Here is a 24,892-nt window from a genome sequence, read left to right as displayed (position 1 = left end):
GCAAAAACTTTTGAAATGAATACCAGGGAGGAGAAACTAAAGGCATTTGATCGTTTGCTTACCATAATGGACGAGCTCCGGGAGGAGTGTCCTTGGGACCGAAAACAGACCATGGAAAGCCTTAGGCACTTGACCATTGAGGAAACCTATGAGTTGGGAGATGCCATTTTGGACAATGATTTAAAGGAGGTACAGGGAGAATTGGGCGATTTGCTGCTTCATATCGTTTTTTACGCCAAGATTGGTTCAGAAAGTGGAAGTTTCGATATTGCCGATGTAGCTAATGGTATTTGTGAGAAGTTGATCAATAGGCATCCACACATTTATGGCGATGTAAAAGTGGAAAATGAAGAAGAGGTAAAACAGAATTGGGAAAAAATAAAGCTCAAGGAAGGAAAGAAAAGCGTTTTACAAGGAGTGCCAAAAAGTCTGCCCGCCATGGTAAAGGCGAATCGAATTCAAGACAAGGTGGCCGGTGTAGGTTTTGACTGGGAACAACCGGAGCAGGTCTTTGAAAAACTACAGGAAGAATTGGGGGAGTTGCAAGAAGAGGTTTCTACTGGAGATAAGGACAGGATAGAATCTGAGTTTGGTGATGTACTTTTCTCCATAATCAACTACGCCCGATTCCTGGGAATCAACCCTGAAAACGCCTTGGAGCGGACCAATAAAAAATTCTCAAAGCGGTTTCAGTTTTTGGAAATCGAGGCCCAAAAGCAGGGAAAGGCCTTAAAGGATATGAGTTTGGCCGAGATGGATATCTATTGGAACAAGGCCAAGGAAATGGACTGAATCCCTGCCTTTAAAATCGGTTTATAAAAGTATCTTTGTCGTTCTAAATTTCCAACCGTGTTTTCGAACTACACCAAAGAATTCGCATACAACATAAAACTTTCCGTACCCGTCATCTTGGGGATGCTGGGCCATACCTTTGTGCAGTTTGCGGACAATATCATGTTAGGCCAATTGGGTACGGCAGAACTGGCTGCCGTTTCGTTGGGGAATAGTTTTGTGTTCATTGCCATGTCACTGGGCATCGGGTTTTCCACGGCCATTACACCCTTGGTCGCGGAAGCCGATGGTGCCGGGAACAAGCAAAATGCCAAAAGTGCCCTAAAACATGGATTGGTACTCTGTACTATTTTGGGTTTTTCGTTATTTCTTCTAATTCTATTGGCCAAGCCATTGATGTATCTAATGGAGCAACCGGAGGAAGTGGTGGAACTTGCCATGCCCTATTTGGATTTGGTGGCTTTCTCATTGGTGCCGCTCATCGTTTTTCAGGCCTTTAAGCAATTCTCCGAGGGCTTGTCCCAAACCAGATATCCCATGTACGCTACCATTTTGGCCAATGTGGTGAACATTACCTTGAACTACCTTTTGATATTCGGAACCTTTGGATTTCCAAAATTGGGTATTGTGGGCGCTGCGTGGGGTACCTTGATATCAAGGGTCGTTATGGTATTTTATTTGTGGATGCTCCTCAAGAACAAGAAAAAATTCCACGATTACGTAACCGGTTTCAACCTAAGGAACATTGAAAAACGGGTACTACGAAAAATAATTTCCTTAGGGTTTCCATCCGCCTTACAGATGTTTTTCGAGGTGGCCATTTTTACCGCTGCCATTTGGTTGAGCGGTGTTTTGGGAAAAAATCCGCAGGCCGCCAACCAGATTGCCTTGAACTTGAGCAGCATGACCTTTATGTTTGGCATGGGACTGGGGGTCGCGGCCATGATCCGGGTGGGGAACCAAAAAGGACTAAAGGATTTTAGGGAACTCAGACGGATTGCACAATCCATATTTTTCCTCACTTTGTTGTTGGAAATTGTATTTGCCCTACTTTTCCTTCTGGGCAGGGATTGGTTTCCCACCCTGTATTTGGACGTGGACGATAGGATGAATTTTACGGACAATACAGAGGTAATCATCTTGGCTTCCCAACTCTTATTGGTAGCCGCTTTCTTTCAGATTTCGGATGGGATTCAGGTGGTGGTTTTGGGTGCCTTGCGGGGCTTGCAGGATGTAAAAATCCCCACCTTTATTACTTTTGTGGCCTATTGGTTGATTGGGTTTCCCATTTCCTATTATCTGGGTTTACATACCTCTTTGGAGAGTGTGGGGATTTGGGTGGGACTCCTTACGGGCCTCACGGCGTCCGCGATTATGTTGTATATTCGGTTTAACTATTTGACCCAAAAATTGATTCGGACTAGCTAATTTTTTGGACGTACCTTTATCCCAATTTAGTAAAATCAAACGAATGGAATTACCCAAGTTTATATTAGGCGACAATACGGATTATCCAAACGCCATCTATGTTATCCACACCGATTATCCCAGGTTTATCATTAACTTGGAGGACGATGAGGTGGAATGGCTGGAAGAATTTTCAAAGGAGGACGAAAAGGAACTGGAATCCGAAGCCGAAAACCTGATAGAGGCGGCCACGGCCTTTTACGACAGGGAAGTTTCGAGATACGGGGAATAAGGATGCTCGACCAACTACTGCAGTTAGACAAGGATATATTTATCTATTTGAATGGTTTGGGAACCCCTGCATGGGATACCTTTTGGCAATTCATTTCGCATAAATTAAGTGCCCTTCCCCTGTACCTTTTCCTGCTGATTCTTTCCTATCGGAAATTTGGGTTGAAAGGGACCCTGGTTTTGATGGTGACGGTTGCGTTGTTGATAACGGTATCCGATCAGTTGAGCAATTTTTTTAAATATGGCGTGGGTAGGTTACGGCCCTGTCATGACCCTGAAATTTCTTCCCTAATGCGCCTGGTAAAGAGCTATTGCGGTGGGAAGTATGGATACTTCTCGGCCCATGCCTCCAACGCCTTTGCCGTTGCCCTGTTTTTTGGGATGCTTTTGAAATCGGGTTTACGGTATATCGGTCTCGGTCTTGTTTTTTGGGCTATGGTGGTGGCCTATAGTCGGGTGTACATCGGGGTACATTATCCATTGGATGTCTTGACTGGAGCCCTGATGGGGAGTTTCTTGGGGTGGTTGTTTGCGAAGTTATATATATTTGCACATCGGAAATACTCCCTATGATATCCAACCTAAGGTATTGGTTTTTAGTAGTTCTTATTGTTTTGGTGTATATCGCCGGTAGTATCGTGACCCTCTTTGAAAACGATTCCGCTCAGTTCGCCGTGATGGCCATGCGCATGGTGAACGAGAACGATTTTATCAATCTGTTCAAGGGCCCTAACGAGTATTTGGACAAGCCGCATATGCACTATTGGCTGGCGGCACTCTCCTATAAAATTTTTGGAATCCACGATTGGGCCTACAGGATTCCCGGTATTTTGGCAACACTCTTGGGTGCCTATAGTTGCTACGGACTTGGAAAGCTTTTGTACAACGTGGATACGGGGAAATTGGCGGCGCTCGTATTCATGAGCGCCCAGACCATAGTATTGGGAGCGATAGACGTACGTACCGATGCTGTTTTGACCGGCTTTACCATTTTCGCCATTTGGCAACTAACGACCTACATTGAAAAAGGAAATCTTATGGCAATTCTCTTGGGAGGTTTTGGCGCCGGGATGGCCTTTTCCACCAAGGGTCAGATTGCCTTGGTGGTCATAGGATTGCCGATTTTATGCCATTTGGCCTATACCCGAAAGTGGCACCGATTTCTAAGTTGGAAGGTACTTTTGGCCCTGGTAATTTTTGGATTGACCATTGCGCCCATGTTATATGCATATTACCTGCAATTTGACCTACATCCGGAAAAAGTGATTCGGGGTAGGGGAAACCGAAGTGGCATCTTTTTTATTTTCTGGGAACAGAGTTTTGAGCGCATGAGTGGGGAAGGCATCGGGAAGAACAGCAGTGATTACTTTTTCTTCTTCCATACCTTTTTATGGGTCTTCCTACCTTGGACCCTTATGGCGTTGGCAGCTTATTGGAGTAAGGCAAAGGCCTTTTTAAAAGTACGGTTTGCCTACAAGCCCGGCCATGAATTTTTGACCTTGGGCGGGATTACCTTGGTCTTTGTACTGATCAGTTTTGCCCAATTCAAATTGCCACATTACCTGAATGTTACCATCCCCTTGTTTTCGGTTCTTACGGCTTCTTTTGCGTACGATGTGCATCGGTCCGACAAAAATAGGATGACCAAATTTTTATTGGGAGGCCAATATTTTATCTTATCGGTGGTATTCGTGGCGAGTGCCTTGATCTGTTTTTTTGTATTTAAGTTCGATGGTCTGTTAATTCCGATACTACTGAGTGTAGCCGGATTGGTCATTGTTTATTTTGCACTTAAAAGGGAGACCTATTTTGCAAAACTCATTACCGTTTCGGTTTGCGCCTCCGTTTTGTTAAATGCGGTTTTGAACCTTCATTTCTACCCGAACCTACTCAACTATCAGGGTGGATCTAATATGTCTGAATTGATTTCGGAACATACTATATCCGTAGATAAAATTTATAAAATTGGAGATGACCATACTTGGGCCTTGGATTTTTACAACAAGTTTCCCGTACAGATCAGTTCCTTGGATGAACTAAAAAACAAAAAGGATGTTTGGGTCTATGTAAACGATGCCGAATTGGAGACCATACGACAATCCCCGCTGGACTGGGACAAGCAATTGACGGTGGATCAATTTAGAATCACCCGATTGCAGGGCAAGTTCTTAAATCCCTCCACGAGGGACCAAGTGGTGCGTAAGATGCATTTGGTGCATTTGAAGCATAAATAGGAGTATTGTTAATTAAAGTTTTTCTTTTTGTTTTAAGAAATTCCGCTTCAACGCTGAAAACAATCAACTCGAGACTTCCAGCTAGAATTTTTTGTCGCACTAGCAAAATTCACATTTCTATCATCGAAATGTAATTCTAACAATTCAACCCACTTTTAAGACGATTCAAAACATAGTCATTTCATTTTGGGTGTAGTGTGTCCATCTTTGGCCTATCGATAAAACCTTAAAACACTTAAAATGACCGCAACAATTGTTTTTTCACTGGCAAATATTTTAGTCTTACCCATGTGGGTTTTGATGATTTTTCTACCAAAATGGAGGCCGACCAGGTTCCTCATTGATAATAAAATTATACCTATCGTCCTATCAGGTATATATGTTTTTTACATCCTGCAAGCGCTGATCTCAAACGGTATGATGGACTTTGGGAGCCTAAAAAGCGTGATGGAATTGTTTACGATAGAAAATGCAGCCTTGGCAGGATGGATACACTATTTGGCATTTGACCTCTTGATTGGAATGTGGATGATAGATCAAAATAAGGACCTTAACCTTCATCAGGTATTAATGGCACCTTGCCTTTTCCTAACCTTTATGTTTGGCCCCTTAGGTTTTCTACTGTTTATGATTCTAAAAGTGCTTAAGTCCAATCCGGTATAATTTAACAAAATACATTAATTAAACATTTAAAATATCAATCATGGAAAACCTAATATCCATATTCGTCAAAAATGACCAGTCTTCTTCTGAAAACCTAACCAACCATTCGTTGGTCGGGATAAAACTAAAACGTCTTTTTTCAATAGTGAAGGACCAAAGTCCTGTTTTGTATTGGATATCTATAGTTATATCCCTCTTGGGTCTGTTCTGTATTGTAGGACTTTTTATCGATGAAAGAACTTTATTAGGGGTCAATGTTTGGCTCAAGCCGTTAAAGTTTTCCATATCTATTTCTATCTATTTGATAACTCTTGGATACTTGGTTACAAAATATCCGTACTCCCAGAAAAAGAAGGCAATAATCAACCATCTTACTGCATGGACCCTGCTGTTGGAGTTCTTGATAATTTTCTATCAAGGATCTAGAGGAGTTCAAAGTCATTACAACGTTGCAACTCCTCTTGATGGCATTCTGTTCATGTTCATGGGGATATTTGTAGGAATTAATGTTTTGACCATGGTTTTATTTTTGATTGATGCCATTCGGTTAAAGCTAAGGGTTGCAAAGTCCGTTCAATGGGCCATTTTTTTAGGTTGGCTAATCGTTATTTTTGGAAGTTGGGTGGGAGGACAGATGATAAGTCAACTGGGCCACAATGTTGGAGTTGCCGAAGGGCAGGAAGGCTTGCCCTTGGTCAATTGGAGCGTAAAAGGAGGGGATTTAAGGGTAGCACACTTCTTCGCGTTGCACGGCATACAGATAATTCCGTTATTCGCCATGTGGCTAGGTCATAGATGGAAATTCCCCCAAGGCAAACAAATTTGGGTCGTATCTTTATTTGCTTTAATGTTCGCCTTGGTGATAGGGTATATTTTTTATCAGGCAAAACAGGGCGTTCCTTTTATAGCATTTTAATTTTCTTGTAGTGATATATAATAAAGAAAAACGAATAAAATATTTAGGATTTGATGATTTTTGGTTTTCTGTTGTTGGCATTTTTATCCTAAGCATTGTTACCTCATATCTTTTCAGTAGCACAACATCGGATATTTCGCTTTTAGAAGTCGCTTTAAGTTGGGTGATTGCATTGATGTTTTCCGCCATAGACTGGGTGATAAATCGAGGGATGATGATTTATTTACGAAGGAAATACCCAGAATTTACTGACGATGCCAAGCGTATCGTATTGTTTTTTCTTACCATAACCTTCACGGTTGTATTTGTAGATTATATAGGAGGGAAGTTATTATCCTTAATACCGGGTATAAATTATAACGTTAATGTATCCAGACTTAAAATGCTTTTGCCCATTATATTAATTACCATAATGACCATGGCGATATACGAGGCTATTTATTATAATATACGTCTTCAAAAATCCATCAGGCAAGAGGAGCGTTCCAAACAAGCCATAGTACAGGCGCAGTTGGACGTTTTACGAAACCAGGCGCAACCACACTTTTTTTTTAATACCCTAAATACATTACGTGATATTATCGACCAAAACCCTAGGGAGGATGCCAAGAAATTTGTAGATAAGTTATCCGATATGTACCGGTTTATACTAGAGGCCGGTAATGAAAATCTTCTCCCACTACGAGACGAGCTAAAGTTTGCAAGAGCCTATATCCATATACAATCAGAGCGATTTGGAACCAATCTAATGGTGAATTGGCATATTCCCGAAACTTCAATGGATTATAGGGTTGTCCCTATGAGCCTTCAATTATTGCTTGAAAATGCGATTAAGCACAACATAATATCCAAGGCAAAACCATTAACCATAGCAGTAGTTGTAAAGGATGATAAATTGATCGTAGTAAATAAGATTCAACCCAAATCCACTCAGCTACCGTCCACCAAACTGGGACTTGTCAACATCCAAAAAAGATATGCGCTGATTTCCGATACATCCATTGAAATCCATAATGATGGAAACAGGTTTAGAGTAAGCCTACCCTTAATTAAAGTTTCAGAACTAAAAACTAGCCATGAAAATATTGATTATTGAAGACGAGGCAAGGGCCGCAAGTCAATTGCAGCGTATGTTAACTACTTGTGGTTTTGAATACGATCTTTTGGACATAATAGACACTGTAGAGGATAGTATACAATGGTTTCAAGGCAACGCCGCACCAGATTTGGTGTTCATGGACATACAATTGGCCGACGGGTTGAGTTTTGAAATTTTTCAGAAAATCGAAATTGAGGCACCCATTATTTTTACGACTGCATTTGACCAATATGCCATACAGGCCTTTAGGGTGAATAGTGTGGATTATTTGTTAAAGCCTATTCAAGATGCCGATTTGAAAAGGGCCTTGGATAAGTTCAACAGATCTAATAAACCAAACACCCTTGATCCAAGTGTTTTGAGACAACTTCTAAGCAGTTTCCAAATGACTCCCAAACGGGAAGGTATCTTGGTCAAAGATGGTAGCGGTTTTTTTCAGATTAAAGTTTCTGAACTTTTGTACTGTTATTCCGAGGAAAGTGTCACTTTTGGCGTGACTTCTGGAAAACGTTTCATCATTAATGAAACGCTTGATGAACTGTTCGAATCTTTGGACCCAAACAGATTTTTTAAAATAAACCGTAGTCAAATCATTGCCAAAAATGCCATTGAAAAAATAGATTCCTATTTTAACCACCGAGTGAAACTCACCATTACAAACCCACGTGAACAGGAATTCATTGTTAGTCGACCAAAAACCACTGATTTTAAGGAATGGTTGAATATGTAATATGTGAATCGAATTTCTCAGTAACTATCAATCTAATGTACCTTGCATTATTTCAGTAAAACACTATTAAGGGAAAACTACGAGACGTATGTAGTATTTATGATTTGCTAAAGTTTAATGTTCTTAAAATGAAAAACAATCCCCGTCAAGGAGACCAACGCCGTAATCAAAAAGAACACTACACTAATCCCAACGGAGGTGCTTTCTTCTAGGTTCAGTAAAGCGGCACCATAGAAAAAGGTCACTTCCCTACTACCCAAACCTCCAAGGGTCAATGGGATAACGGATACGATGGAAGAAACCAAAAATATAACCAGATACGCAATAATATTGCCCTCAATGGATAGTGCCTTCATAATACAGAGTACACAGAGAAGCTGGGCGAATTGTACTAGGGCGGAATACCCAACGGACTTCCAAAAAATGGGCAGGACATACTGGAAAAATCGCTTGTTTAAAAAGAAAAAGGTCCCCACAGATATGGGTATTAAAAGCAAGAATAACCATCGATACGGATTCAAAAGCTCAAATTCCAATACCCATAAAAGGGCACAGGCATAGATAAACAGGAGTAGCAGGCCACTGAGTCGGTCGAGTACCAAAACACTCACCACGCGCTTGGTAGGCACCTCGAAGGTTTTTTTGATTAGGTAGCCCTTGTAGGCGTCCCCACCAATTCCACCAGGTAAAAAAAGATTGTAGAACATACCTAAAAGGTAGAGCTTCAAATTGCTTTTTTGGGAGAGTGGGATTCCAAGCTGATGGAAATAAGCGTTCAGCCGAATGGAAGCGAGTATTTTGGACAAAGAAAACAAAAGTACAGCTGCGGTCAAATACAGGGGGTTGCCTTTTTTCAAGGTGTTCACTACTTCCGTGAAATCGATTTTGGTAAATATGAAGTAAACAAGCGCAATGCTTATCAACAACTTAAGAGCGGTGGAAAGGGTCTTACGCGGATTGGCCACCTATGCTTACTTTTTTGATTCGGTACGGTCTTTTCTGTTGCGATTCGTAATAGGTACGTATCAACAATTCCATCACGATGCCTATGGTAAACAGTTGGATACCTGCCAAAATGAACATCATCCCAAAAATCAATAAGGGCCTGTTCCCAATATCCTCGCCCAAACCGAACTTCACTAATAAAAGATAGATATTTATCAATATTCCAAGGATGATCAAAAGAAATCCAAAGATGCCGAAAAGGTGAATAGGTCTTTGAAAATATTTTCGGATAAAGAGCAACAACATCATATCTGCCACCACCTTAAATACACGTTCCAACCCGTATTTGGAAACTCCGGCATGTCGGGCATGGTGCTTCACGGGCACCTGTTTAATTTGCGCACCTTCCAAATGGGCCAAGAGGGTTATAAAGCGATGCATTTCCCCATAAAGATTCAAATCCTTGGCAATGTCCTTGGTAAACACTTTTAGTGCGCAACCATTATCCTTAATATCCAATTTGGTAACCCGTCTTACCATATAATTGGCAATTTTCGATGGTATTTTTTTTACCAAGGAATCCTTACGCTTTTGACGGATTCCGGTAACCAGGTCATAATCTTCGTTTACGGCATAGGATAGCATCTGCGGAATATCGCTGGGGTCGTTCTGAAGATCCCCGTCCATGGTAATAATGTATTCCCCTTCGGCGTAATCTATACCGGCAGCTAGCGCCAGGCTCTGACCGTAATTTTTCTTGAGTTCGATGAGATGTACCTTTGGGTCCTTCATTCCCTTGACCACGTTTTTGGTGCCGTCCTTGGAAAAATCGTCGATGTAGATAATTTGGTAATTATATCCAGGTAGGCTTTCATGGATCTTTTGGGTCAACAACACCACATTTTCTTCCTCATTGTACAGAGGTACTACCACGGAGAGTAGGGAAGGGGTTACAATATCCATTAAGCAGTTTTTGGATTATGGGGCAAAGTTAAGTTTTTATTCGAACACTGTTAGCAAAGGTTTTCCTGTCTATGCTTTCCTATACGCTCTAAGTAGGCGTTCAGCGGCCACAAAGGGGGTGATTTCACTTTCCATGACCTTTTCTTCCATGGATGACAGTGCTTGTGAAAGGGTTGGATTATCATAAAAATCCTGAAGCAGGATGTGGTTCAAATGTTGCCGAAGCCACTTTTTGTTCTGTTGTTTTCGTGTCCGATGGAAAGAACCGTTTTCCTTTGTATGCAACATGAATTTTTTAATACAGGACCAAATCGTTTCCAAACCTTTGTTCTCTAAGGCGGAACAGGTCATAACCTGCGGAATCCATCCGTTTTCCTTGGCCGAAAATAGGTGCAGTGCCCTGCTGAATTCCAACTGGGCAGTTTCGGCAGGTTGTACGTTCTGACCATCGGCCTTGTTGATCGCTATGACATCGGCCATTTCCATGACCCCCCTTTTAATGCCTTGTAGCTCATCGCCCGCACCGGGCAATTTTAACAAAAGGAAAAAGTCGGTCATATCCCGTACCGCGGTTTCGTTTTGTCCAACCCCAACGGTCTCTATCAAAATAACGTCGTATCCGGCAGCTTCCAAAAGTATGATGGTTTCCCTTGTTTTTCTGGCCACACCACCGAGTGAGCCACTCGTTGGTGAGGGTCTTATGAAGGCATTTTTTTCCTTGGATAAGGTTTCCATCCGAACCTTATCCCCCAATATACTGCCTTTTGTCTCGTTGCTCGAGGGATCAATGGTAAGTACCGCGACCTTCTTCCCTCTGTGGACCAATAACATTCCAAAATTCTCGATGAAGGTGCTTTTGCCAACGCCAGGCACTCCCGTGATACCAACACGAACGGATTCTTTCTGGTATTCAAGGCACTTTTCCAGAAGTCCTTCAGCTATTTTCTGATTCTCCTTTTTGGTACTTTCAATTAAGGTAATAGCCTTGGCAAGGGCGGTCCGGTCATTCTCGATGACCTTTTTTGACAAGTCGTTGATGTAGGCTACATCGGGAGTCATTTTAAAATTTCTTTCTAAACGTCTAATGGCTTTCGGCTATTTGTTGATGGGCACATTGATACGTGTTTGGTCCCAGGAGAGGCTTAAATAAAGCTGGTCCTCATTAGTAAAGTCGATGGTAAAGTTTTCCACAGGTTGCGAAATTTCCCTTGAGGGTACTTCCACATTGATGAGGTCCTCGCCCGCATCCCTGGTAGTCTGTGTGCCACCCCCAAAAATGCTAACCCCCCAATCCGGTACTTCCTTATTGAAAATCACCTTCCAACTTTCCTTATTTGGGATGGTCCAAAGGGAATACGTACCCGCGGGCAAGGGCTTGTCGATTATTTTGATGGCTCCTGATGTAGTAAATGTCGTGGGTTCGTTGGCCCCCGTACGCCACACTTGGTCAAAGGGCACCAGACCGCCAAAAATGGGTCTGCCTTTTTTGGAGGGACTGGAATAATGGACCTCGAGTTGGGTACCTTGTAGGGTATAGGAGCTCGTTTTTTCCGGGCTGTGTTTCTTGGTCTCTTTTCGCAAATAGGGTAGGCCCACAAAGTAAAACAGGCCAAATAGTACTATAAGTACAGCTACCAGTCTTTTGAGGAATTTCATGTCTTTTGAAGTGTTAATTAGTCCTAAGGTACTAAATCAAAGGTAAAGATGGTAATGTTGTTGTAGGTTTCCCCAGGCCTTAAAACACTGCTTGGAAAGTCCGGTTGGTTGGGTGCATCTGGGTAATTCTGGGTTTCAAAACAAATTCCGGGAAAGTCCAAGGGGGTGTAGACCACCAAGGCGGGTTGGTTTGTAAATACCTGCATGGTAATACCGGATTTAGCCGAATGTAATTCCGCCACTTTTTCACTACCCATGTCTTTTATATAAGGTGTGTCCAAACGCTGTACGCCAATTTCCCTTGGCAGTAAAAAATCATATTTGGATTTCCGCACAGGGATGATGTCGCCCGTAGGTAACAGATTTTCGTCTGTTTCCAGTATATACGGGCAGTTGAGCTGTAACTCATAATTGTCAATGTACGGGCTGTCATCCAATTTAAAATAGGAATGATTGGTCAAATTGATGACCGTACTGCGGTCCGTCACCGCTTGGTGTATGACCTGTAAAGAATTTTTGACCAGTTTATAGGTTACGTTTACGGTCAGGTTTCCCGGGTACCCTTCCTCAAGATGTTTGCTATTATAAGATAATTTCACCATTGGGTCATCTGCATAGGACACCTCCTCAATTTGCCAATATTTTTGATGAAATCCTTCCTTGCCACCGTGAAGATGCACCCCATCTTCATGGTAGAGTAAAAATTTTTCCCGATCTAAAACAAAACTACCGTTGGAAATACGCCCGGCGTATCTGCCTATGCATGCTCCCAAACAATTTTCATCCAAACGATATCGGCTTGGGTGGTTGTATCCAACTACCACATTGGTGTAGTTTCCGTCCTTTCCCTTTACCAGAAGTTTCTGGATAATGGCGCCGTAGTCCAGCACCATTAAGGTCATAAATTCATTGGAAATCGTAACTTGTTTCAAGCGGAAATATTAAAAAGATTCGTAAAAATAGAAGTTTTTTGCAACACCCTTTTTTTTCTTTCGTCCTTAAAGTAACAACAACTAAAAACAAACACCAAACCTACCAATGTTTCAAATTGACATTGTTGAAAAATGTAAGGCAAACGACCGCACTGCACAAATGCAATTGTACCGGCAGTATTGTGACGGAATGTACTGTGTAGCCATGCGGTTTTTAAAAAATGCGGACGATGCAGAGGATGTATTGCAGGAAGCTTTTATCAAGGCTTTTCAAAAAATACATCAGTTTAAGGGGGAGGTGACGTTCGGGGCGTGGTTAAAGCGTATTGTGGTGAACAAATGTATCGATTTCTTGAAGTCGAAAAAGGAACAGACCATCGCTTTGGACGAAACGTATATGCGGCCGGTGGATACCGATGATGATTGGACAGTGGAGGAACATATCGATATTGAAGAAGTAAAGGAGGCCATTGGGCAATTGCAAGGTAAATATAGATATGTCGTGATGATGTATTTGGTAGAAGGTTTTGACCACATTGAAATTTCAGAAGTATTGAACATAACCGAAACCGCCTGCAGAACGCGATTGTTGCGCGGTAAAGGTCAACTAAAGGAGTTGTTAAAAACAAAAGGATATGGCACGGGATCTTAAAAAATTGTTCGAGAAGGAACGTGAGGAACAAACCTTCAAAATGAAGCGGGGACATGAAGCCCGCTTTTTGGCCAAGCTGGAGGAGTCGCTTCCACAGGAAAGGGAGCAAACTTCCCTTTGGAATACCTGGCGGGTGGCTGCTTCGGTCATACTACTTGTTGGAGTGGGAATTTTTGCCTATGTACAAATCAATACGACGGAGGATGTACCCACCACGGTGGTTGACACTGAAAAATCCAAAGAAAATAACAAGGGCTTTTCCTTTGGGGACCTTTCTCCCGATTTAAAAAAGGTGGAGAATTACTACGTGGCCAATATCAATATGGAACTTTCCCAATTGGAGATATCGGAATCCAACAAGGAGCTTGTGGACAGTTTTATGGAGCGGTTGGCTGAGCTGAATTCCGAATACCAAAACCTGAATACCGAATTGAACGAATTGGGCCCCAACGATCAGACCATTGGGGCGCTCATTGAAAACTTGCAGCTTAGGTTGCAGTTATTGCAGAAATTAAAAAAGAAGTTAAATCAATTAAAATCATCAAAAAATGAACAGATCACCAAGAATAGTATCTAAACAACTCATCATTGTCTTAGGCTTTTGTATGGGTTCCCTAGTAGGTTTTGCCCAGAAGGAAAGCCGCACCTATACGGAAAGTTTCAATGTAGATAAGGATGCCGTTTTGGATATCAATACGAGTTACGCCGATATTGAGTTCGAAACCTGGAACAAGAATTCCGTTGAGGTGGCCGCGGTCGTCGAATTGGAAGGAGCGGATAAAGAGGAAGCGGAGAATTACTTTGCGAACGCCCCGATAAAGATTATGGGGAATAGTTCCAGGATCGAGATTTCTTCCGGTTCCAATAAATTCGGGTTTATAGGCTCCCAGGATTTTGAGTTCGAATTTGGGGAGTTTGATATTGAGATTCCCGAAATGGCACCCTTTGTGGTGGAAATTCCGGAGATAGCACCTTTCCCGGAAATCGTGGAGATGCCGCCCATGCCCCCTTTGCCCCTTACCGATGCCTTTGAGTTTGACTACAAGGCCTATCAAAAGGATGGGGAAAAGTATATGAAAGAATGGCAAGAGGAATTCAAAAAGAGCTTTGATGAAAAGCATCAGAAAAAACTGAAGGAATGGGCCAAACGTATGGAAGAGCGAGGAAAGGATATGGAAAAGCGTATGGAGGAACGTGAGAAACACAGAGAGGAAATGGAAAAAAGGCGTGAGGAGCTCATGGAGCAACGTGTTGAAGAACGTGAGGCGATGCAGAAAGTAAAACATGAGGAGCGGAGGGCACGGCAAGAGGCAATGCGTTTAAAAAGCAGACATGAGGGACCCAATATTTTTTATTTTTCCACAGATGGGGAAAACAAGAACTTCAAGATCAAAAAGACCATAAAGATTAAAATGCCAAAATCCACCAAGATTAAAATGAACGTGCGGCACGGCGAGGTGAAGTTGGCGGAAAATACCAGAAACTTGAATGCGACCCTGTCGCATTCAAGCCTATGGGCCACTACCATTGACGGAGATGAAACACAGGTGTCCGTATCCTATTCCCCGGTCAACGTGAGACGATGGAACTTTGGGCAACTAAAGACCAACTATTCCAAGGATATTGAGTTACGTGAAGTGGGAAGTTTACAATTACAGGCAACTTCGTCCGATGTCACTATAGATAAATTGCTAAAAAGGGCCTTCATCAAGAATGATTTCGGGCCCTTGAAAATTGTTTCCATTGACAATGACTTTGAAGAGATGGACGTATCCTTGAAGAACGCAGAATTCCATTTTGCACTTCCTTCAGTGGCGACTTCGATTTACATTAAGGGAAATGCTTCGGAAATGGTTTTGCCAAAAAAACTGACCCTGACCGAGACAAAAAATGGAAATACCAAGATTTTAAAAGGATATCATCTATCCGATAATAAAGACCGTTCCCTGGTCATTACTTCGGATTATAGCGAAGTGACCATCCAATAAGTATCTTTGCCTCTTTTCTACAGTTTTGGTTCCCATCCAGGAGCATACTCGCGTTTCCAGAAATTCATCGCCATCTCATTGTTCAGCACTTTTCCTGTAGCCGTATCAATTTTTAAGGTCTCCCCGGCATCTTGGGCCATATTGCCCAAATGGCAGAGCATGGTCGTGATGCTGGCATCTTGAATATCTGCATGTAAACTCTCATCCTGCCGTATGGCATTGAAGAAGTTGCCTACATGGTTCACGTCCAATTGGCCTTCCCCACGGGTATTCGTAGTTTCGCTAGCGCCTCCCTCTTTTTCCTCCTTTAACAGATTCCCTTGCAAATCGTATAACTGATAAAAGTTACGATCTAGCATGATGGAGCCTTTGTTGCCGTAGATGGTAATGCCCCTACCCGGTCTTTCCGGTTTCATGATGCCGCGACTATGTCCGGTCCAGGTAATGAATTTGTCATTATCGAAGGAGAACGTGACCTGTTGGTTGTCTACAAACTCCCAATCGTCGTCATACGTGTATTTTCCCCCAAAGGAAGTGACACTGTTGGGTAGGTCCACGCCCAGGGCCCATCGGCATATATCAATTTCATGGGTTCCATTGTTATGGATTTCGCCCGTTCCCCAATTCCGGAACCAATGCCAGTTGTACGGATGTACATTGTCCTTATATTTTTCTCGTAAAGCTGGACCTTGCCACAATTCCCAATCCAAGGTTTTGGGGACATCGATTACGGTGCCTTTGCCAATACTTCCCCTATTGTTGGAGTAATAGGCTTCGCCTTTGTATACATCGCCAATGATTCCTTCCCTAATATCCTTGATAGCGCTAATGGAAGTTATCGCAGAACGTTGTTGGTTTCCCATTTGCACTTTCTTTCCATATTTCCTTTGGGCGGCCGTCAACAATTCGTTTTCATGAGGATTGTGGCTACAGGGTTTTTCCACATAGACATGTTTTCCTGCCTGAAGTGCCAAAATCGCCATAGGGGCATGCCAGTGTTCCGGGGTGGCAATAAATACGGCATCTACCTTTCTGTCTTCCAGGATTTTCCGAAAATCCTTTTCTACTTTGGGTACATAACCAATATTTTCTTGGCACCATACATTGTGTTCTTCAATGATGACATCGTCTACGTCACAGCTATACAAAATGGTGGCATTTGGGTCGGCATGAATGGCCTTTACATGCGCTTTTGCCCGACTGCGAACCCCAATGACCGCACAATTGATTTTATCATTTGCGCCTAAAATTTTGCCGTAAGAGGCAGATGAAAATAACATGCCCCCAAAGGTCAAACCTGCCGTGCCGGCACTTGTTTTCTTTATAAAATTTCTTCTTGTTGTCATTGCCTATTCTTTTGTGGTTGGTTTTATTTTTATATTCTTGAAGGAAACGCGGTCCCCATGGTCTTGAAGGAGAATATGCCCTTTTTCCGCTTCCCCAAAGTTGGGCCAGGTCACATATTTACTTTCGGAAACCAATTTTCGATAGTCATCGCTACCGCGTTCGTATTCCAAAACCTTCATACCGTTCAGCCAATGTTCTACATGTCCGTCCTTAGAAATTATATGGGCCGTGTTCCACTCGCCAATGGGATTTATGGGTTTGTTTTCATCGGCCTTGATTAGGTCATATAGCGATGCGACCGTCCTGCTACCCTCATGATTGCCCAATTTGGCATCAGGATGGCGTTCATCGTCCAAAATTTGGTATTCGAGACCAATAGAAGAGCCCGGACCTTTGTTGATATCAGTATCCACGTAATATTTGATGCCGCTATTCGCACCTTCGGTAATTTTAAAATCCACTTTTAACTCAAAATCGCCAAAGGTCTCCTTGGTCACAATATCACCACCTGCCGCTGATTCTTCACCTCCTGACGAAAGTACGGTCAATACGCCGTTTTCTATTTCCCATCCTTTATCGGGGAATTCATCCAATCGGGCACCCCGCCATCCGTCGGTTGTCTTGCCGTCCCAAAGCATTTGCCAGCCATTTTTTTCCTCGTCAATGCCCAAAGCGTTTTTGGTAATAATCGGGTCGATTGGGGTTTCGGTAGCATATTTGGAAAGACTATCCGTCAGGATTTTAATGTTCTTCCAACTAATTTCGGTGCCTTCCTGTTGGTCATCGCCAATACTGTGTACTTGTAGCGCAATAAAACCATTGGAGGTTTTATCATCGATCAAATGTGCGGCCGGTACACCGTTGATCCATGTTTTTAAAGTATCGCCTATGGCCTCGATCCTGTAATGGTTCCAATCATTTTGTTTAAATGCCTTTTGAGCTTCAGGATTTCTGGTCAAAGGGTTCAACCATCCTCGCCGGGCCTCGTCATAGATACCTGCGCTCCAAGCCCTTTCCGATGGGTCGATTTCAATCTGATAACCATGCACCCTTCCGTCCATATAATGGGGAAAGCTGTTGCTCCTTATTTGTATTCCAGAGTTCATGGAGGGGTCTACCTTATAATCCAGCTCTAGGATAAAATCCCCGTACATTTTATTGCTGGTCAAAAAGGAGTTTGGGGTATCGTGGACGGTACTTCCTACGATGCTGTTATCACGGACCGTGTAATTTGCCGTTCCCCCTTTTTGGGTCCAACCCTCAAGGGATTGTCCGTCGAATAAGGATACCCAAGGGGTATTATCGGTGGGTTCCTGCTTGCAGGACATACATAGGAAAGCCCCAATGGAGAATGCGTAAAAAATCAACTTGTTTTTTGTCATGGCGATGCTTGTGGTTGTTAATCGGTTCAAAAAAAAGCGTCTTAAAAAAGACGCTTGAAGATAGTAATTTTATGTTGTATTGCTAATGCACTTCCTTTTTTAAGTAATCCCCAAAATTGGCCTTAAACCGATTCAACCTGGGAATGGAAACGTTACGGATGTAGGAATTGTTAGGGTGTTTTCTTTCATAATCCTGGTGGTAGTCCTCAGCATCATAGAACTTGGTAAAGGCGGTCACTTCCGTGGTAATGGGCGCCCCGCCGTAAACATTTTGGTCTTTCAGCGCTTGGATATAACTGTCTATGATTTTCTTTTCCTGCTCGTTCTTATAAAAGGCAATGGAGCGATATTGCGTACCCCGGTCCGGTCCCTGACGGTTTAAGGTCGTGGGGTCGTGCGACCCAAAAAATACCTGTACCAATTCCACAAAGGAAATTTGGGAAGGGTCATAGTACACTTCAACGGCTTCGGCATGGGAACTCTGTCCGCTTCCTACCATTTCATAGGTGGGATTTTCTTCTGTGCCCCCGGCGTAGCCCGAGATTACTTCCTTTACCCCCCTAACACTTTCAAAAATGGCCTCCACGCACCAAAAGCAACCACTGGCAAAGTAGGCCGTTTCGTATTTGCTGAGGTCCTGCGGACTCATTTTTTCAATTTTTTCCGATGTTGGAGTCCTTTCTGAGACGTTCTCCGAAATCGTTGCAGGTTTGGTCTTGGACTGGCAACCTGTGGCCAACAGAATGGCCATGGCCATAAGGGAATGTTGTATGAATTTCATCGTAATTGGTTTTTTGTGCGCATGTTTAGTAGGAAAAGTACAAAGTACTTACCTCAAAAAAGGTTAAAATATGTTAAGGATAGCTGGTGACTACCTAAATTTATTCCATAAACCCTCATAGAGGGGTTTGTCATGTTGATTTAAACACCTCTGTAAAAAAAATGTTTAAAATCAAGCTAGTAACCTAATTTTAGACATGTGAACGTACTGGAGCAATTACTTTTTTCATATTCCGAAAAGTCCATCCCCATCTTGGATGAGGCTTTACCGATTGCAAATTATGTATCGTTGGATTTATCCAGTTCGAATTCCGATTTGAATGGTGTGAACATTACCGACCCAAACGAATGCCAATTCTATATTGACTCTATTTTAAAAAGGCAGGGAGGTAAGGTCGCCCATGGCGGTTATTTGGAACAAAGAAATCTCTATGCCGATAAGTCCGGCTTCAACGGGAAAACACAATCGCCAAGAAATATCCATTTGGGAATCGATTATTGGGCACCTGCCGGTACCAAAGTAATCAATCCCTTAGATGGGGTGGTCCATAGTTTTAAGAACAATGCAACCAGGGGCGATTATGGACCCACCATAATTCTGCAGCACAGCATACAAGGGTTGGTCTTTTACACTCTGTATGGGCATTTAAGTTTGGAATCGTTGGATGGATTATCGGTCGGTAAGGAATTTGCGGTCGGAAGTGTACTGGCCTCCTTGGGTACGGAAGATATCAATGTAAATTACGCCCCGCATCTGCATTTTCAGGTTATCCAGGATTTAGAAGGCTACGAGGGGGATTATCCGGGCGTATGTGCCCAGGTAGACCTTGATTTTTACAAGAAGAATTGCCCGGATCCCAATCTGCTATTGAAAATTTAATCTAAATAATTCCTCGATGGCTTTGCCTCGAGGTTTCCGATTATACCTACCCTTCGGGGAGGTGGGAATTGTCTTTTCGCTCCCGATAGTTATAAGGACCGTGTGGGGTAAATATAAAATTTCGGTTCCCGATGGTAATCGGGATGAAACTGGCGGAATACCCCTATTACCTGCCTAGGGAATACTCGGTTTCAAGAAATTTTTTATTCTGCTCGATTAAAAACACCTTTTTTCGATAACCTGTTTTTTGTGCAAGGTCCGTTCGTCGAGCGAATTTTACACTTAATCCGGATCGGTGCAGCTTATCGAGAAACACCTGTTTTTTAACGAATGGCAACCCCCTGAAATACGCTTGCGGTAGTTATAATAATGTAACAAACGCAAGTCATGAAAACAGTAGCGACCATCTTCTTCATCTTCTTCATAGGAACCGCGGCCAGTGCCCAGGACAGTCCTGAGACCCTAAAGGTAGAGACCATCGAAATGCGCATCGTTACCGAAACGGCTCCGATAAAAAAGATGGAGGTAAAACAGGAAGTGGCCCGTTTGTACCGGTTCAAGAACTCAAGGGTAAAGAAGGAACTTTCCTTTATTACCAAAGCGAACAGCCCTAAAATGGCTTAACCTATACCAGTATCCCCTCGGTATCCCTACCTGCCCAAAGGGCAGGTTTGGGACTACCCCTTCAAAAGTTCGTATGCTCTTTCAGCTTTTATAAATGATTCCGTTGTGACGTGTAAGAATCGGTTTTTTTTACCGATGAAATGCTTAAAAACATCGGTGAACTATAATTTTAATTGTAGGAAAATACGTATTATCGATTGTTGTTCGTCGAAAAGTTTGAATTTCATCGGTAAAACCTGACATTTTATCGAAACTCAAATTTTAAATCGGCAATATTGGAGTTATATACAGACCAAATCTACCTACAAATGAAGACTATTCTTAGTTTAATGCTTGTTATTTGCATGGGGACTTTTGCCCAAGCTCAGAAAGCGGAAATTGAAGTGAAAGTGAGTACCATTTCAAAGCCCATAGCTGAACCCATGGACCAAACTAATTTGGGTGAAAAGTTCCCAGCAGTAACAGGTATTTTCGTTCTAAAGCATTCTAGGGTCAAGAGAGCCCTATCCTTTATCGTGGAGGAAAAAAATGAAAAACTGGCCTAATCCATCGATGTTTCGGTCACGTTTTCCTCTAGGACTACGGGTCCTAGTATGTCCCAAACATTTCCGGCAACAATTTTTTGACCTTCTGCCGTTGGATGTATGCCGTCCTCTAAATTTAATTCAGGTTCGCCTGCAACCCCTTCCAATAAAAACGGGATCAGTAAAATATCATTTTCCTGTGCGAGATCGGGGAACATACTTCTAAATTCTGAGGTATACTCCAACCCCATGTTTGGCGGAATCTGCATTCCGGCAAGGATGATGGTGGTTTCCGGATTTTTTTGGCGCACGGCATCGATAATCTTCTGAAGGTTTTCCCTGGATTTGTCCAAGGGAATCCCCCTGAGTCCGTCATTGGCACCAAGCTCCAACACAAAAATATCTACCTCCTGGTTCAAGACCCAATCCAATCTATTGAGTCCCCCAGAGGTAGTTTCACCACTCAGTCCGGAGTTGATTACGGTGTAATTCAATCCCAGGGAATCAAGGCGTTTCTGTATCAGATTTGGGAATCCCTGTTCTGTTTCCAGTCCATAGGCAGCGGTAAGGCTGTTCCCAAAAAATAGGATCACCTTGTCATCCGCAGTTTCCCCCTGTTCAAGGGTAACATCGCTTTGGTTCGTATTCTCCTCCGTATTTTTTTGTTGTTTCTTACCTTCACCACAGGCAATAATCGCCAAAAAAGCCAAAAAATAACTAAACTTTAATACTTTGTACATCATGGTTTCTTCTAAAAATAGAAATCATTTGTTTATTTTGTTCGCTTGTACCAAATGATTTATGGCAAAGATATTAAACGTACGCAATCTTAGGAAGACCTATAAAAGCGGTTCCAAGGAATTGACCGTTTTGGATGGGATTTCCTTTGAAATTGAAGCCGGCGAAACCTTCTCCATTGTTGGGCCCTCCGGAAGTGGAAAAACGACCCTTTTAGGTCTTTGTGCAGGATTGGACCATGTGGATGAGGGCAGTATTGAGCTCTGTGGGGTGGAATTAAGTAAGTTGAACGAGGATGAACTGGCCTTGTTGCGAAACCGGAAGGTGGGTTTTATTTTTCAGGATTTTCAATTATTGCCCACATTAACGGCCCTCGAAAATGTTAGTGTCCCCTTGGAATTACAAGGCAAACCCGATGTCCAAAAGGTGGCCAAGGATTTATTGGAAAAGGTAGGTCTTGGGAGCAGATACGATCATTATCCGTCGCAATTATCTGGCGGGGAGCAGCAGCGCGTCGCATTGGCGCGTGCGTTTTCAACGACCCCCGATATTTTATTCGCTGACGAGCCAACCGGAAACTTGGATGAGGAAACCGGGGAAAAAGTGATTCAGCTGTTGTTCGAACTGAACAAGGAAATGGGAACTACCTTGGTTATCGTAACCCATGATCTGGACCTTGCACAGCTCACCCAAAAGATAATCCGTCTGAAAGGCGGTAAAATTATTTCCAATCAAACCAAAACCCTAGCTTGAACCCATTGGATACCTCTACCAAAACCCGATTTTCTTGGTTGTTAAAAATGGCTTGGCGCGATGGCAAGGCCAGTGGAAAGCGACTGTTCCTGTTTATGGGCAGTATTATTTTGGGGATAGCGGCTGTGGTTTCCATCCAATCGTTTAGTCAAAATCTAAAGGAAAATATCGGTGGGCAATCAAAGGCCTTGATGGGTGCCGATTTCTTGATCGACAGCAATGAGCTGGCCAATGAGCGGGTACAACAAATCATGGATTCCTTGGGTGGCGTGGGCGCAAAAGAAGTAAAGTTTGCCTCTATGGCGGCTTTTGTAAAGAACGGTGAAACCAAATTGGTTCAGGTGCGGGGGGTGGAAGGAAACTTCCCGTTTTACGGTGAATTGGAGACGGAACCAGCATCGGCTGCTGCTGATTATCAGGAAAAAGGGGGGGCTTTGGTGGATGCCACGGCCATGATTCAATTTGATGTAAGGGTAGGGGATAGCGTAAAATTGGGGAACATTACCTTCCCGATTGTTGGCTCCTTGATAACCGCTCCCGGAAGTACGGGCATTGGAACATCCGTAGCGCCGCCGATCATCGTACCGTTCGAGTACATGGAACCTAGCGGTTTGTTACAAAAGGGGAGTCGCTTGGAATATGCCTATTACTTCAAATCACCGAAAGCTGACCTGGAACAACTTGACAAGGAAGTGGACCCTTTGCTGGACGAACAAAATGCCGATTTGGATACCCATACCTCTACCAGTGACCGATTGGGGAGAAGGTATAACAATGTGGGGCGTTTTTTAAATTTGGTTGCCTTCATCGCCTTACTGCTGGGATGCGTAGGGATCGCAAGTTCCGTACATATTTATATCAAGGAAAAACTAAGGGCGATAGCCGTATTGAAATGTTTGGGTGCCACCAGAAAACAGACCTTCCTGATTTACCTTATCCAAATAGCAGGCATGGGCCTGTTGGGAGGGTTTATAGGAACGGTCATTGGACTACTGCTGCAGCAGACCTTCCCCATGATATTACAGGAATTTCTACCGTTTGAGGTTGAAATCTCTACTTCGTATTCCGCAATAGCCGTCGGTTTGATTTTAGGAGTGCTCATGTCCGTTTTATTTGCCCTTTCCCCGCTGCTAAATACCTGGTTCGTTTCCCCATTGCAGGTTTTGCGGGTACAGGACAACATTGGCACAAAATCAAGAAAGGCACAGATTTGGGTGGTTTTGGCCATTGTACTTTTTGTCTTTTTGTTCGCTCTGTGGCTCTTGGAAAACTTAAAATACGCCTTGGGTTTTGTGATTGGAATCCTAATTACCTTTTCAATTTTGGCCGGAGTTTCCATCCTTTTCATGCGCTTGGTTAAAAAGTATTTTCCAAAATCATGGAGTTTTACCTCACGCCAGAGTCTATTGAATCTATTCCGACCCAATAACCAAACCGCCGTATTGATTTTGGCGATTGGAATCGGGACTTTTTTGATCAGTACCTTGTATTTTACAAAGGATTTCTTATTGGCCAAGGCCGTGGTGGATTCCAACGAAAAGAGCCCCAATATCATCATGTTCGATGTGCAGACGGGACAGAAGCAGGATATCATCAATACCGTTGCTCCAAAAGGATTGCCCATTTTGGACAACATCCCGATAGTTACCATGCGGATGGAGCGAATCAAGGACCGTAGCGTCAATGAAATCCGATTGGATACCACCACAAGTATCAATAAATGGATACTCAACCATGAGTTTCGGGTTACCTATAGGGATTCGCTCATAAGCTCGGAAAAATTGGTATCGGGCGCCTTTGTTGAAAAAATGCCACAAAATGGTCCCGTACCCATTTCTTTGGCGGATAATGTAGCGAGGGATGCCCAGGTCGTAGTGGGTGACACCCTACTTTTTAACGTTCAGGGTATGCTCATGGAAACTGTTGTTGGTAGCATACGAGAGGTGGATTGGGGCAGGATGCAATTAAACTTTTCAATCGTTTTCCCAACCGGGATTCTGGAGAATGCGCCGCAATTTCATGTACTTACGACCAATGCTCCGGACAAGTCTACATCGGCCAAACTGCAAAGGGAATTGGTAAAGAAATTTCCAAATGTTTCCATTTTGGACCTACGTCAGGTCATTACCCTCATAGAGAGTATCTTGGACAAAATTTCATGGGTAATAAGCTTTATGGCCTTCTTTAGTATCCTTACGGGAATTATTGTCCTGATCGGTTCTGTGCGTAATAGCAAATATCAGCGAATTCGGGAAAGTGTGCTTCTGAGAACAATCGGGGCAAAAAGCAATCAGATCCTGAAAATTACGGCCTTGGAATACCTGTATTTAGGTATTTTGGGAAGCGGTATCGGGGTTTTGTTGTCTCTATTGGGCAGTCAGTTGCTCGCATACTTTATTTTTGAAACACCTTTTATACCTTCTTGGATTCCATTTTTGATTGTACTTCCCGGAATAACATTATTAGTGCTGACCATTGGTTTGTCCAATAATATTTCGGTGTTAAAAAGTCCGCCGTTACAGGTTTTAAGGAAGGAGACAAACTAGTTTTATTTCTTCGGATTTGTTCCGGGGCGGCCACTAATCTACCCAAAAAC

The 24,892-nt window shown here is 42.9% G+C and carries 26 protein-coding genes; 17 read left to right on the top strand and 9 right to left on the bottom strand.

Features of this window, described 5'->3' with window-relative positions; genetic code table 11:
* The first annotated feature begins 15 nt into the window (after positions 1-15).
* The 9 genes from mazG to F0361_RS00410 all read left to right on the top strand — a co-directional run bounded on the left by mazG (position 16) and on the right by F0361_RS00410 (position 8,132).
* A complete protein-coding gene (gene mazG / locus F0361_RS00450; protein ID WP_154916738.1) occupies positions 16-792 on the top strand; it encodes a nucleoside triphosphate pyrophosphohydrolase in 777 nt (258 codons plus the stop codon).
* A 57-nt stretch (positions 793-849) separates the two neighbouring features.
* Positions 850-2,220 carry an MATE family efflux transporter gene (locus F0361_RS00445; protein WP_154916736.1) on the top strand — a complete coding sequence of 457 codons (1,371 nt, stop codon included), beginning with the start codon at positions 850-852 and terminating at the stop codon, positions 2,218-2,220.
* A 43-nt stretch (positions 2,221-2,263) separates the two neighbouring features.
* The gene (locus F0361_RS00440; protein WP_154916734.1) at positions 2,264-2,491 is read left to right on the top strand and encodes a hypothetical protein; all 228 of its coding nucleotides are present in this window, start codon (positions 2,264-2,266) and stop codon (positions 2,489-2,491) included.
* A 2-nt stretch (positions 2,492-2,493) separates the two neighbouring features.
* Entirely contained in the window at positions 2,494-3,063 is a 570-nt protein-coding gene (locus tag F0361_RS00435; RefSeq protein ID WP_138257605.1) for a phosphatase PAP2 family protein, read from the top strand.
* The gene (locus tag F0361_RS00430; RefSeq protein ID WP_154916732.1) at positions 3,060-4,724 is read left to right on the top strand and encodes an ArnT family glycosyltransferase; all 1,665 of its coding nucleotides are present in this window, start codon (positions 3,060-3,062) and stop codon (positions 4,722-4,724) included. Before F0361_RS00435 ends, F0361_RS00430 begins: the two co-directional genes overlap by 4 nt.
* Positions 4,725-4,964: 240 nt before the next feature.
* Positions 4,965-5,387 (top strand): ABA4-like family protein, encoded by a 423-nt coding sequence (locus F0361_RS00425; RefSeq protein WP_154916730.1) that lies wholly within the window; start codon positions 4,965-4,967, stop codon positions 5,385-5,387.
* A 40-nt stretch (positions 5,388-5,427) separates the two neighbouring features.
* Entirely contained in the window at positions 5,428-6,303 is an 876-nt protein-coding gene (locus F0361_RS00420; protein ID WP_154916728.1) for a hypothetical protein, read from the top strand.
* Positions 6,304-6,313: 10 nt separating this feature from the next.
* On the top strand, positions 6,314-7,399 hold the full coding sequence (locus tag F0361_RS00415; protein WP_154916726.1) for a sensor histidine kinase: 1,086 nt from the start codon (positions 6,314-6,316) through the stop codon (positions 7,397-7,399).
* Complete coding sequence (locus tag F0361_RS00410) at positions 7,380-8,132, top strand: LytR/AlgR family response regulator transcription factor (RefSeq protein WP_154916724.1); 753 nt, start codon at positions 7,380-7,382, stop codon at positions 8,130-8,132. Before F0361_RS00415 ends, F0361_RS00410 begins: the two co-directional genes overlap by 20 nt.
* 107 nt (positions 8,133-8,239) lie before the next feature.
* Here the strand turns inward: F0361_RS00410 and F0361_RS00405 are convergent, their stop codons facing one another.
* From F0361_RS00405 to F0361_RS00385, 5 genes are all read right to left on the bottom strand, one after another.
* On the bottom strand, positions 8,240-9,097 hold the full coding sequence (locus F0361_RS00405) for a lysylphosphatidylglycerol synthase transmembrane domain-containing protein (protein ID WP_154916722.1): 858 nt from the start codon (positions 9,095-9,097) through the stop codon (positions 8,240-8,242).
* A complete protein-coding gene (locus F0361_RS00400; protein ID WP_154916720.1) occupies positions 9,081-10,040 on the bottom strand; it encodes a glycosyltransferase family 2 protein in 960 nt (319 codons plus the stop codon). Before F0361_RS00400 ends, F0361_RS00405 begins: the two co-directional genes overlap by 17 nt.
* Positions 10,041-10,109: 69 nt before the next feature.
* Positions 10,110-11,099: a methylmalonyl Co-A mutase-associated GTPase MeaB gene (gene meaB / locus F0361_RS00395; RefSeq protein WP_154916718.1), complete on the bottom strand. Its 990-nt coding sequence runs from the start codon at positions 11,097-11,099 to the stop codon at positions 10,110-10,112.
* Between the two features lie 36 nt (positions 11,100-11,135).
* Positions 11,136-11,696 carry a DUF2911 domain-containing protein gene (locus F0361_RS00390; protein ID WP_154916716.1) on the bottom strand — a complete coding sequence of 187 codons (561 nt, stop codon included), beginning with the start codon at positions 11,694-11,696 and terminating at the stop codon, positions 11,136-11,138.
* A gap of 23 nt (positions 11,697-11,719) precedes the next feature.
* Positions 11,720-12,628 carry an aldose epimerase family protein gene (locus F0361_RS00385; protein ID WP_154916714.1) on the bottom strand — a complete coding sequence of 303 codons (909 nt, stop codon included), beginning with the start codon at positions 12,626-12,628 and terminating at the stop codon, positions 11,720-11,722.
* Positions 12,629-12,734: 106 nt separating this feature from the next.
* Between F0361_RS00385 and F0361_RS00380 the strand changes: the two genes are divergently transcribed.
* Genes F0361_RS00380 through F0361_RS00370 form a run of 3 tightly spaced genes read left to right on the top strand, consistent with a single transcriptional unit; the run spans position 12,735 to position 15,268 of the window.
* Positions 12,735-13,280, top strand: a complete 546-nt coding sequence (locus tag F0361_RS00380) for an RNA polymerase sigma factor (RefSeq protein WP_154916712.1) — start codon at positions 12,735-12,737, stop codon at positions 13,278-13,280.
* Positions 13,264-13,857, top strand: a complete 594-nt coding sequence (locus F0361_RS00375) for a hypothetical protein (protein ID WP_154916711.1) — start codon at positions 13,264-13,266, stop codon at positions 13,855-13,857. The genes F0361_RS00380 and F0361_RS00375 overlap by 17 nt, the downstream gene beginning before the upstream one ends.
* Complete coding sequence (locus F0361_RS00370; RefSeq protein WP_154916709.1) at positions 13,829-15,268, top strand: hypothetical protein; 1,440 nt, start codon at positions 13,829-13,831, stop codon at positions 15,266-15,268. Before F0361_RS00375 ends, F0361_RS00370 begins: the two co-directional genes overlap by 29 nt.
* A 17-nt stretch (positions 15,269-15,285) precedes the next feature.
* Here F0361_RS00370 and F0361_RS00365 read toward each other — a convergent pair whose 3' ends face one another.
* The 3 genes from F0361_RS00365 to msrA all read right to left on the bottom strand — a co-directional run bounded on the left by F0361_RS00365 (position 15,286) and on the right by msrA (position 18,778).
* Positions 15,286-16,614: a Gfo/Idh/MocA family protein gene (locus tag F0361_RS00365; protein WP_154916707.1), complete on the bottom strand. Its 1,329-nt coding sequence runs from the start codon at positions 16,612-16,614 to the stop codon at positions 15,286-15,288.
* A 3-nt stretch (positions 16,615-16,617) separates the two neighbouring features.
* Positions 16,618-17,943, bottom strand: a complete 1,326-nt coding sequence (locus F0361_RS00360) for a 3-keto-disaccharide hydrolase (RefSeq protein ID WP_246160857.1) — start codon at positions 17,941-17,943, stop codon at positions 16,618-16,620.
* A 136-nt stretch (positions 17,944-18,079) separates the two neighbouring features.
* Positions 18,080-18,778, bottom strand: coding sequence for a peptide-methionine (S)-S-oxide reductase MsrA (gene msrA / locus F0361_RS00355; protein ID WP_211361130.1), 699 nt, complete (start codon positions 18,776-18,778; stop codon positions 18,080-18,082).
* 198 nt (positions 18,779-18,976) lie between these two features.
* On the opposite strand from msrA, the gene F0361_RS00350 reads away from it, so the two are divergent.
* From F0361_RS00350 to F0361_RS00340, 3 genes are all read left to right on the top strand, one after another.
* Positions 18,977-19,657, top strand: coding sequence for a peptidoglycan DD-metalloendopeptidase family protein (locus F0361_RS00350; RefSeq protein ID WP_154916704.1), 681 nt, complete (start codon positions 18,977-18,979; stop codon positions 19,655-19,657).
* A 387-nt stretch (positions 19,658-20,044) separates the two neighbouring features.
* Positions 20,045-20,281: a hypothetical protein gene (locus F0361_RS00345; protein ID WP_154916702.1), complete on the top strand. Its 237-nt coding sequence runs from the start codon at positions 20,045-20,047 to the stop codon at positions 20,279-20,281.
* A gap of 308 nt (positions 20,282-20,589) precedes the next feature.
* Entirely contained in the window at positions 20,590-20,826 is a 237-nt protein-coding gene (locus F0361_RS00340) for a hypothetical protein (RefSeq protein ID WP_154916700.1), read from the top strand.
* On the opposite strand, the gene F0361_RS00335 is transcribed toward F0361_RS00340, so the two are convergent.
* On the bottom strand, positions 20,823-21,548 hold the full coding sequence (locus F0361_RS00335; protein ID WP_394349860.1) for an arylesterase: 726 nt from the start codon (positions 21,546-21,548) through the stop codon (positions 20,823-20,825). The two genes, F0361_RS00340 and F0361_RS00335, sit on opposite strands and share 4 nt — an antisense overlap.
* 58 nt (positions 21,549-21,606) lie before the next feature.
* Between F0361_RS00335 and F0361_RS00330 the strand changes: the two genes are divergently transcribed.
* Both F0361_RS00330 and F0361_RS00325 read left to right on the top strand, forming a co-directional pair.
* The gene (locus F0361_RS00330; RefSeq protein ID WP_154916698.1) at positions 21,607-22,296 is read left to right on the top strand and encodes an ABC transporter ATP-binding protein; all 690 of its coding nucleotides are present in this window, start codon (positions 21,607-21,609) and stop codon (positions 22,294-22,296) included.
* 47 nt (positions 22,297-22,343) lie between these two features.
* A complete protein-coding gene (locus tag F0361_RS00325; protein ID WP_154918456.1) occupies positions 22,344-24,842 on the top strand; it encodes an ABC transporter permease in 2,499 nt (832 codons plus the stop codon).
* Positions 24,843-24,892 lie beyond the last annotated feature (50 nt).

The organism is Maribacter flavus (genome assembly GCF_008386635.1).
Lineage (GTDB): Bacteria > Bacteroidota > Bacteroidia > Flavobacteriales > Flavobacteriaceae > Maribacter > Maribacter flavus.
The sequence above is the reverse complement of the archived record's forward strand: the minus strand, read 5'-3'. Positions and strand labels throughout refer to the sequence as shown.

Excerpts from the sequence above, each read along its gene's own strand:
- mazG (WP_154916738.1), top strand. The coding sequence starts at position 16 with ATGAATACCAGGGAGGAGAAACTAAAGGCATTTGATCGTTTGCTTACC.
- F0361_RS00440 (WP_154916734.1), top strand. The coding sequence starts at position 2,264 with ATGGAATTACCCAAGTTTATATTAGGCGACAATACGGATTATCCAAAC.
- F0361_RS00435 (WP_138257605.1), top strand. The coding sequence starts at position 2,494 with ATGCTCGACCAACTACTGCAGTTAGACAAGGATATATTTATCTATTTG.
- F0361_RS00430 (WP_154916732.1), top strand. The coding sequence starts at position 3,060 with ATGATATCCAACCTAAGGTATTGGTTTTTAGTAGTTCTTATTGTTTTG.
- F0361_RS00425 (WP_154916730.1), top strand. The coding sequence starts at position 4,965 with ATGACCGCAACAATTGTTTTTTCACTGGCAAATATTTTAGTCTTACCC.
- F0361_RS00420 (WP_154916728.1), top strand. The coding sequence starts at position 5,428 with ATGGAAAACCTAATATCCATATTCGTCAAAAATGACCAGTCTTCTTCT.
- F0361_RS00410 (WP_154916724.1), top strand. The coding sequence starts at position 7,380 with ATGAAAATATTGATTATTGAAGACGAGGCAAGGGCCGCAAGTCAATTG.
- F0361_RS00400 (WP_154916720.1), bottom strand. The coding sequence starts at position 10,040 with ATGGATATTGTAACCCCTTCCCTACTCTCCGTGGTAGTACCTCTGTAC.
- meaB (WP_154916718.1), bottom strand. The coding sequence starts at position 11,099 with ATGACTCCCGATGTAGCCTACATCAACGACTTGTCAAAAAAGGTCATC.
- F0361_RS00390 (WP_154916716.1), bottom strand. The coding sequence starts at position 11,696 with ATGAAATTCCTCAAAAGACTGGTAGCTGTACTTATAGTACTATTTGGC.
- F0361_RS00380 (WP_154916712.1), top strand. The coding sequence starts at position 12,735 with ATGTTTCAAATTGACATTGTTGAAAAATGTAAGGCAAACGACCGCACT.
- F0361_RS00375 (WP_154916711.1), top strand. The coding sequence starts at position 13,264 with ATGGCACGGGATCTTAAAAAATTGTTCGAGAAGGAACGTGAGGAACAA.
- F0361_RS00370 (WP_154916709.1), top strand. The coding sequence starts at position 13,829 with ATGAACAGATCACCAAGAATAGTATCTAAACAACTCATCATTGTCTTA.
- F0361_RS00365 (WP_154916707.1), bottom strand. The coding sequence starts at position 16,614 with ATGACAACAAGAAGAAATTTTATAAAGAAAACAAGTGCCGGCACGGCA.
- F0361_RS00360 (WP_246160857.1), bottom strand. The coding sequence starts at position 17,943 with ATGTCCTGCAAGCAGGAACCCACCGATAATACCCCTTGGGTATCCTTA.
- msrA (WP_211361130.1), bottom strand. The coding sequence starts at position 18,778 with ATGAAATTCATACAACATTCCCTTATGGCCATGGCCATTCTGTTGGCC.
- F0361_RS00345 (WP_154916702.1), top strand. The coding sequence starts at position 20,045 with ATGAAAACAGTAGCGACCATCTTCTTCATCTTCTTCATAGGAACCGCG.
- F0361_RS00340 (WP_154916700.1), top strand. The coding sequence starts at position 20,590 with ATGAAGACTATTCTTAGTTTAATGCTTGTTATTTGCATGGGGACTTTT.
- F0361_RS00335 (WP_394349860.1), bottom strand. The coding sequence starts at position 21,548 with ATGATGTACAAAGTATTAAAGTTTAGTTATTTTTTGGCTTTTTTGGCG.
- F0361_RS00330 (WP_154916698.1), top strand. The coding sequence starts at position 21,607 with ATGGCAAAGATATTAAACGTACGCAATCTTAGGAAGACCTATAAAAGC.
- F0361_RS00325 (WP_154918456.1), top strand. The coding sequence starts at position 22,344 with ATGGCTTGGCGCGATGGCAAGGCCAGTGGAAAGCGACTGTTCCTGTTT.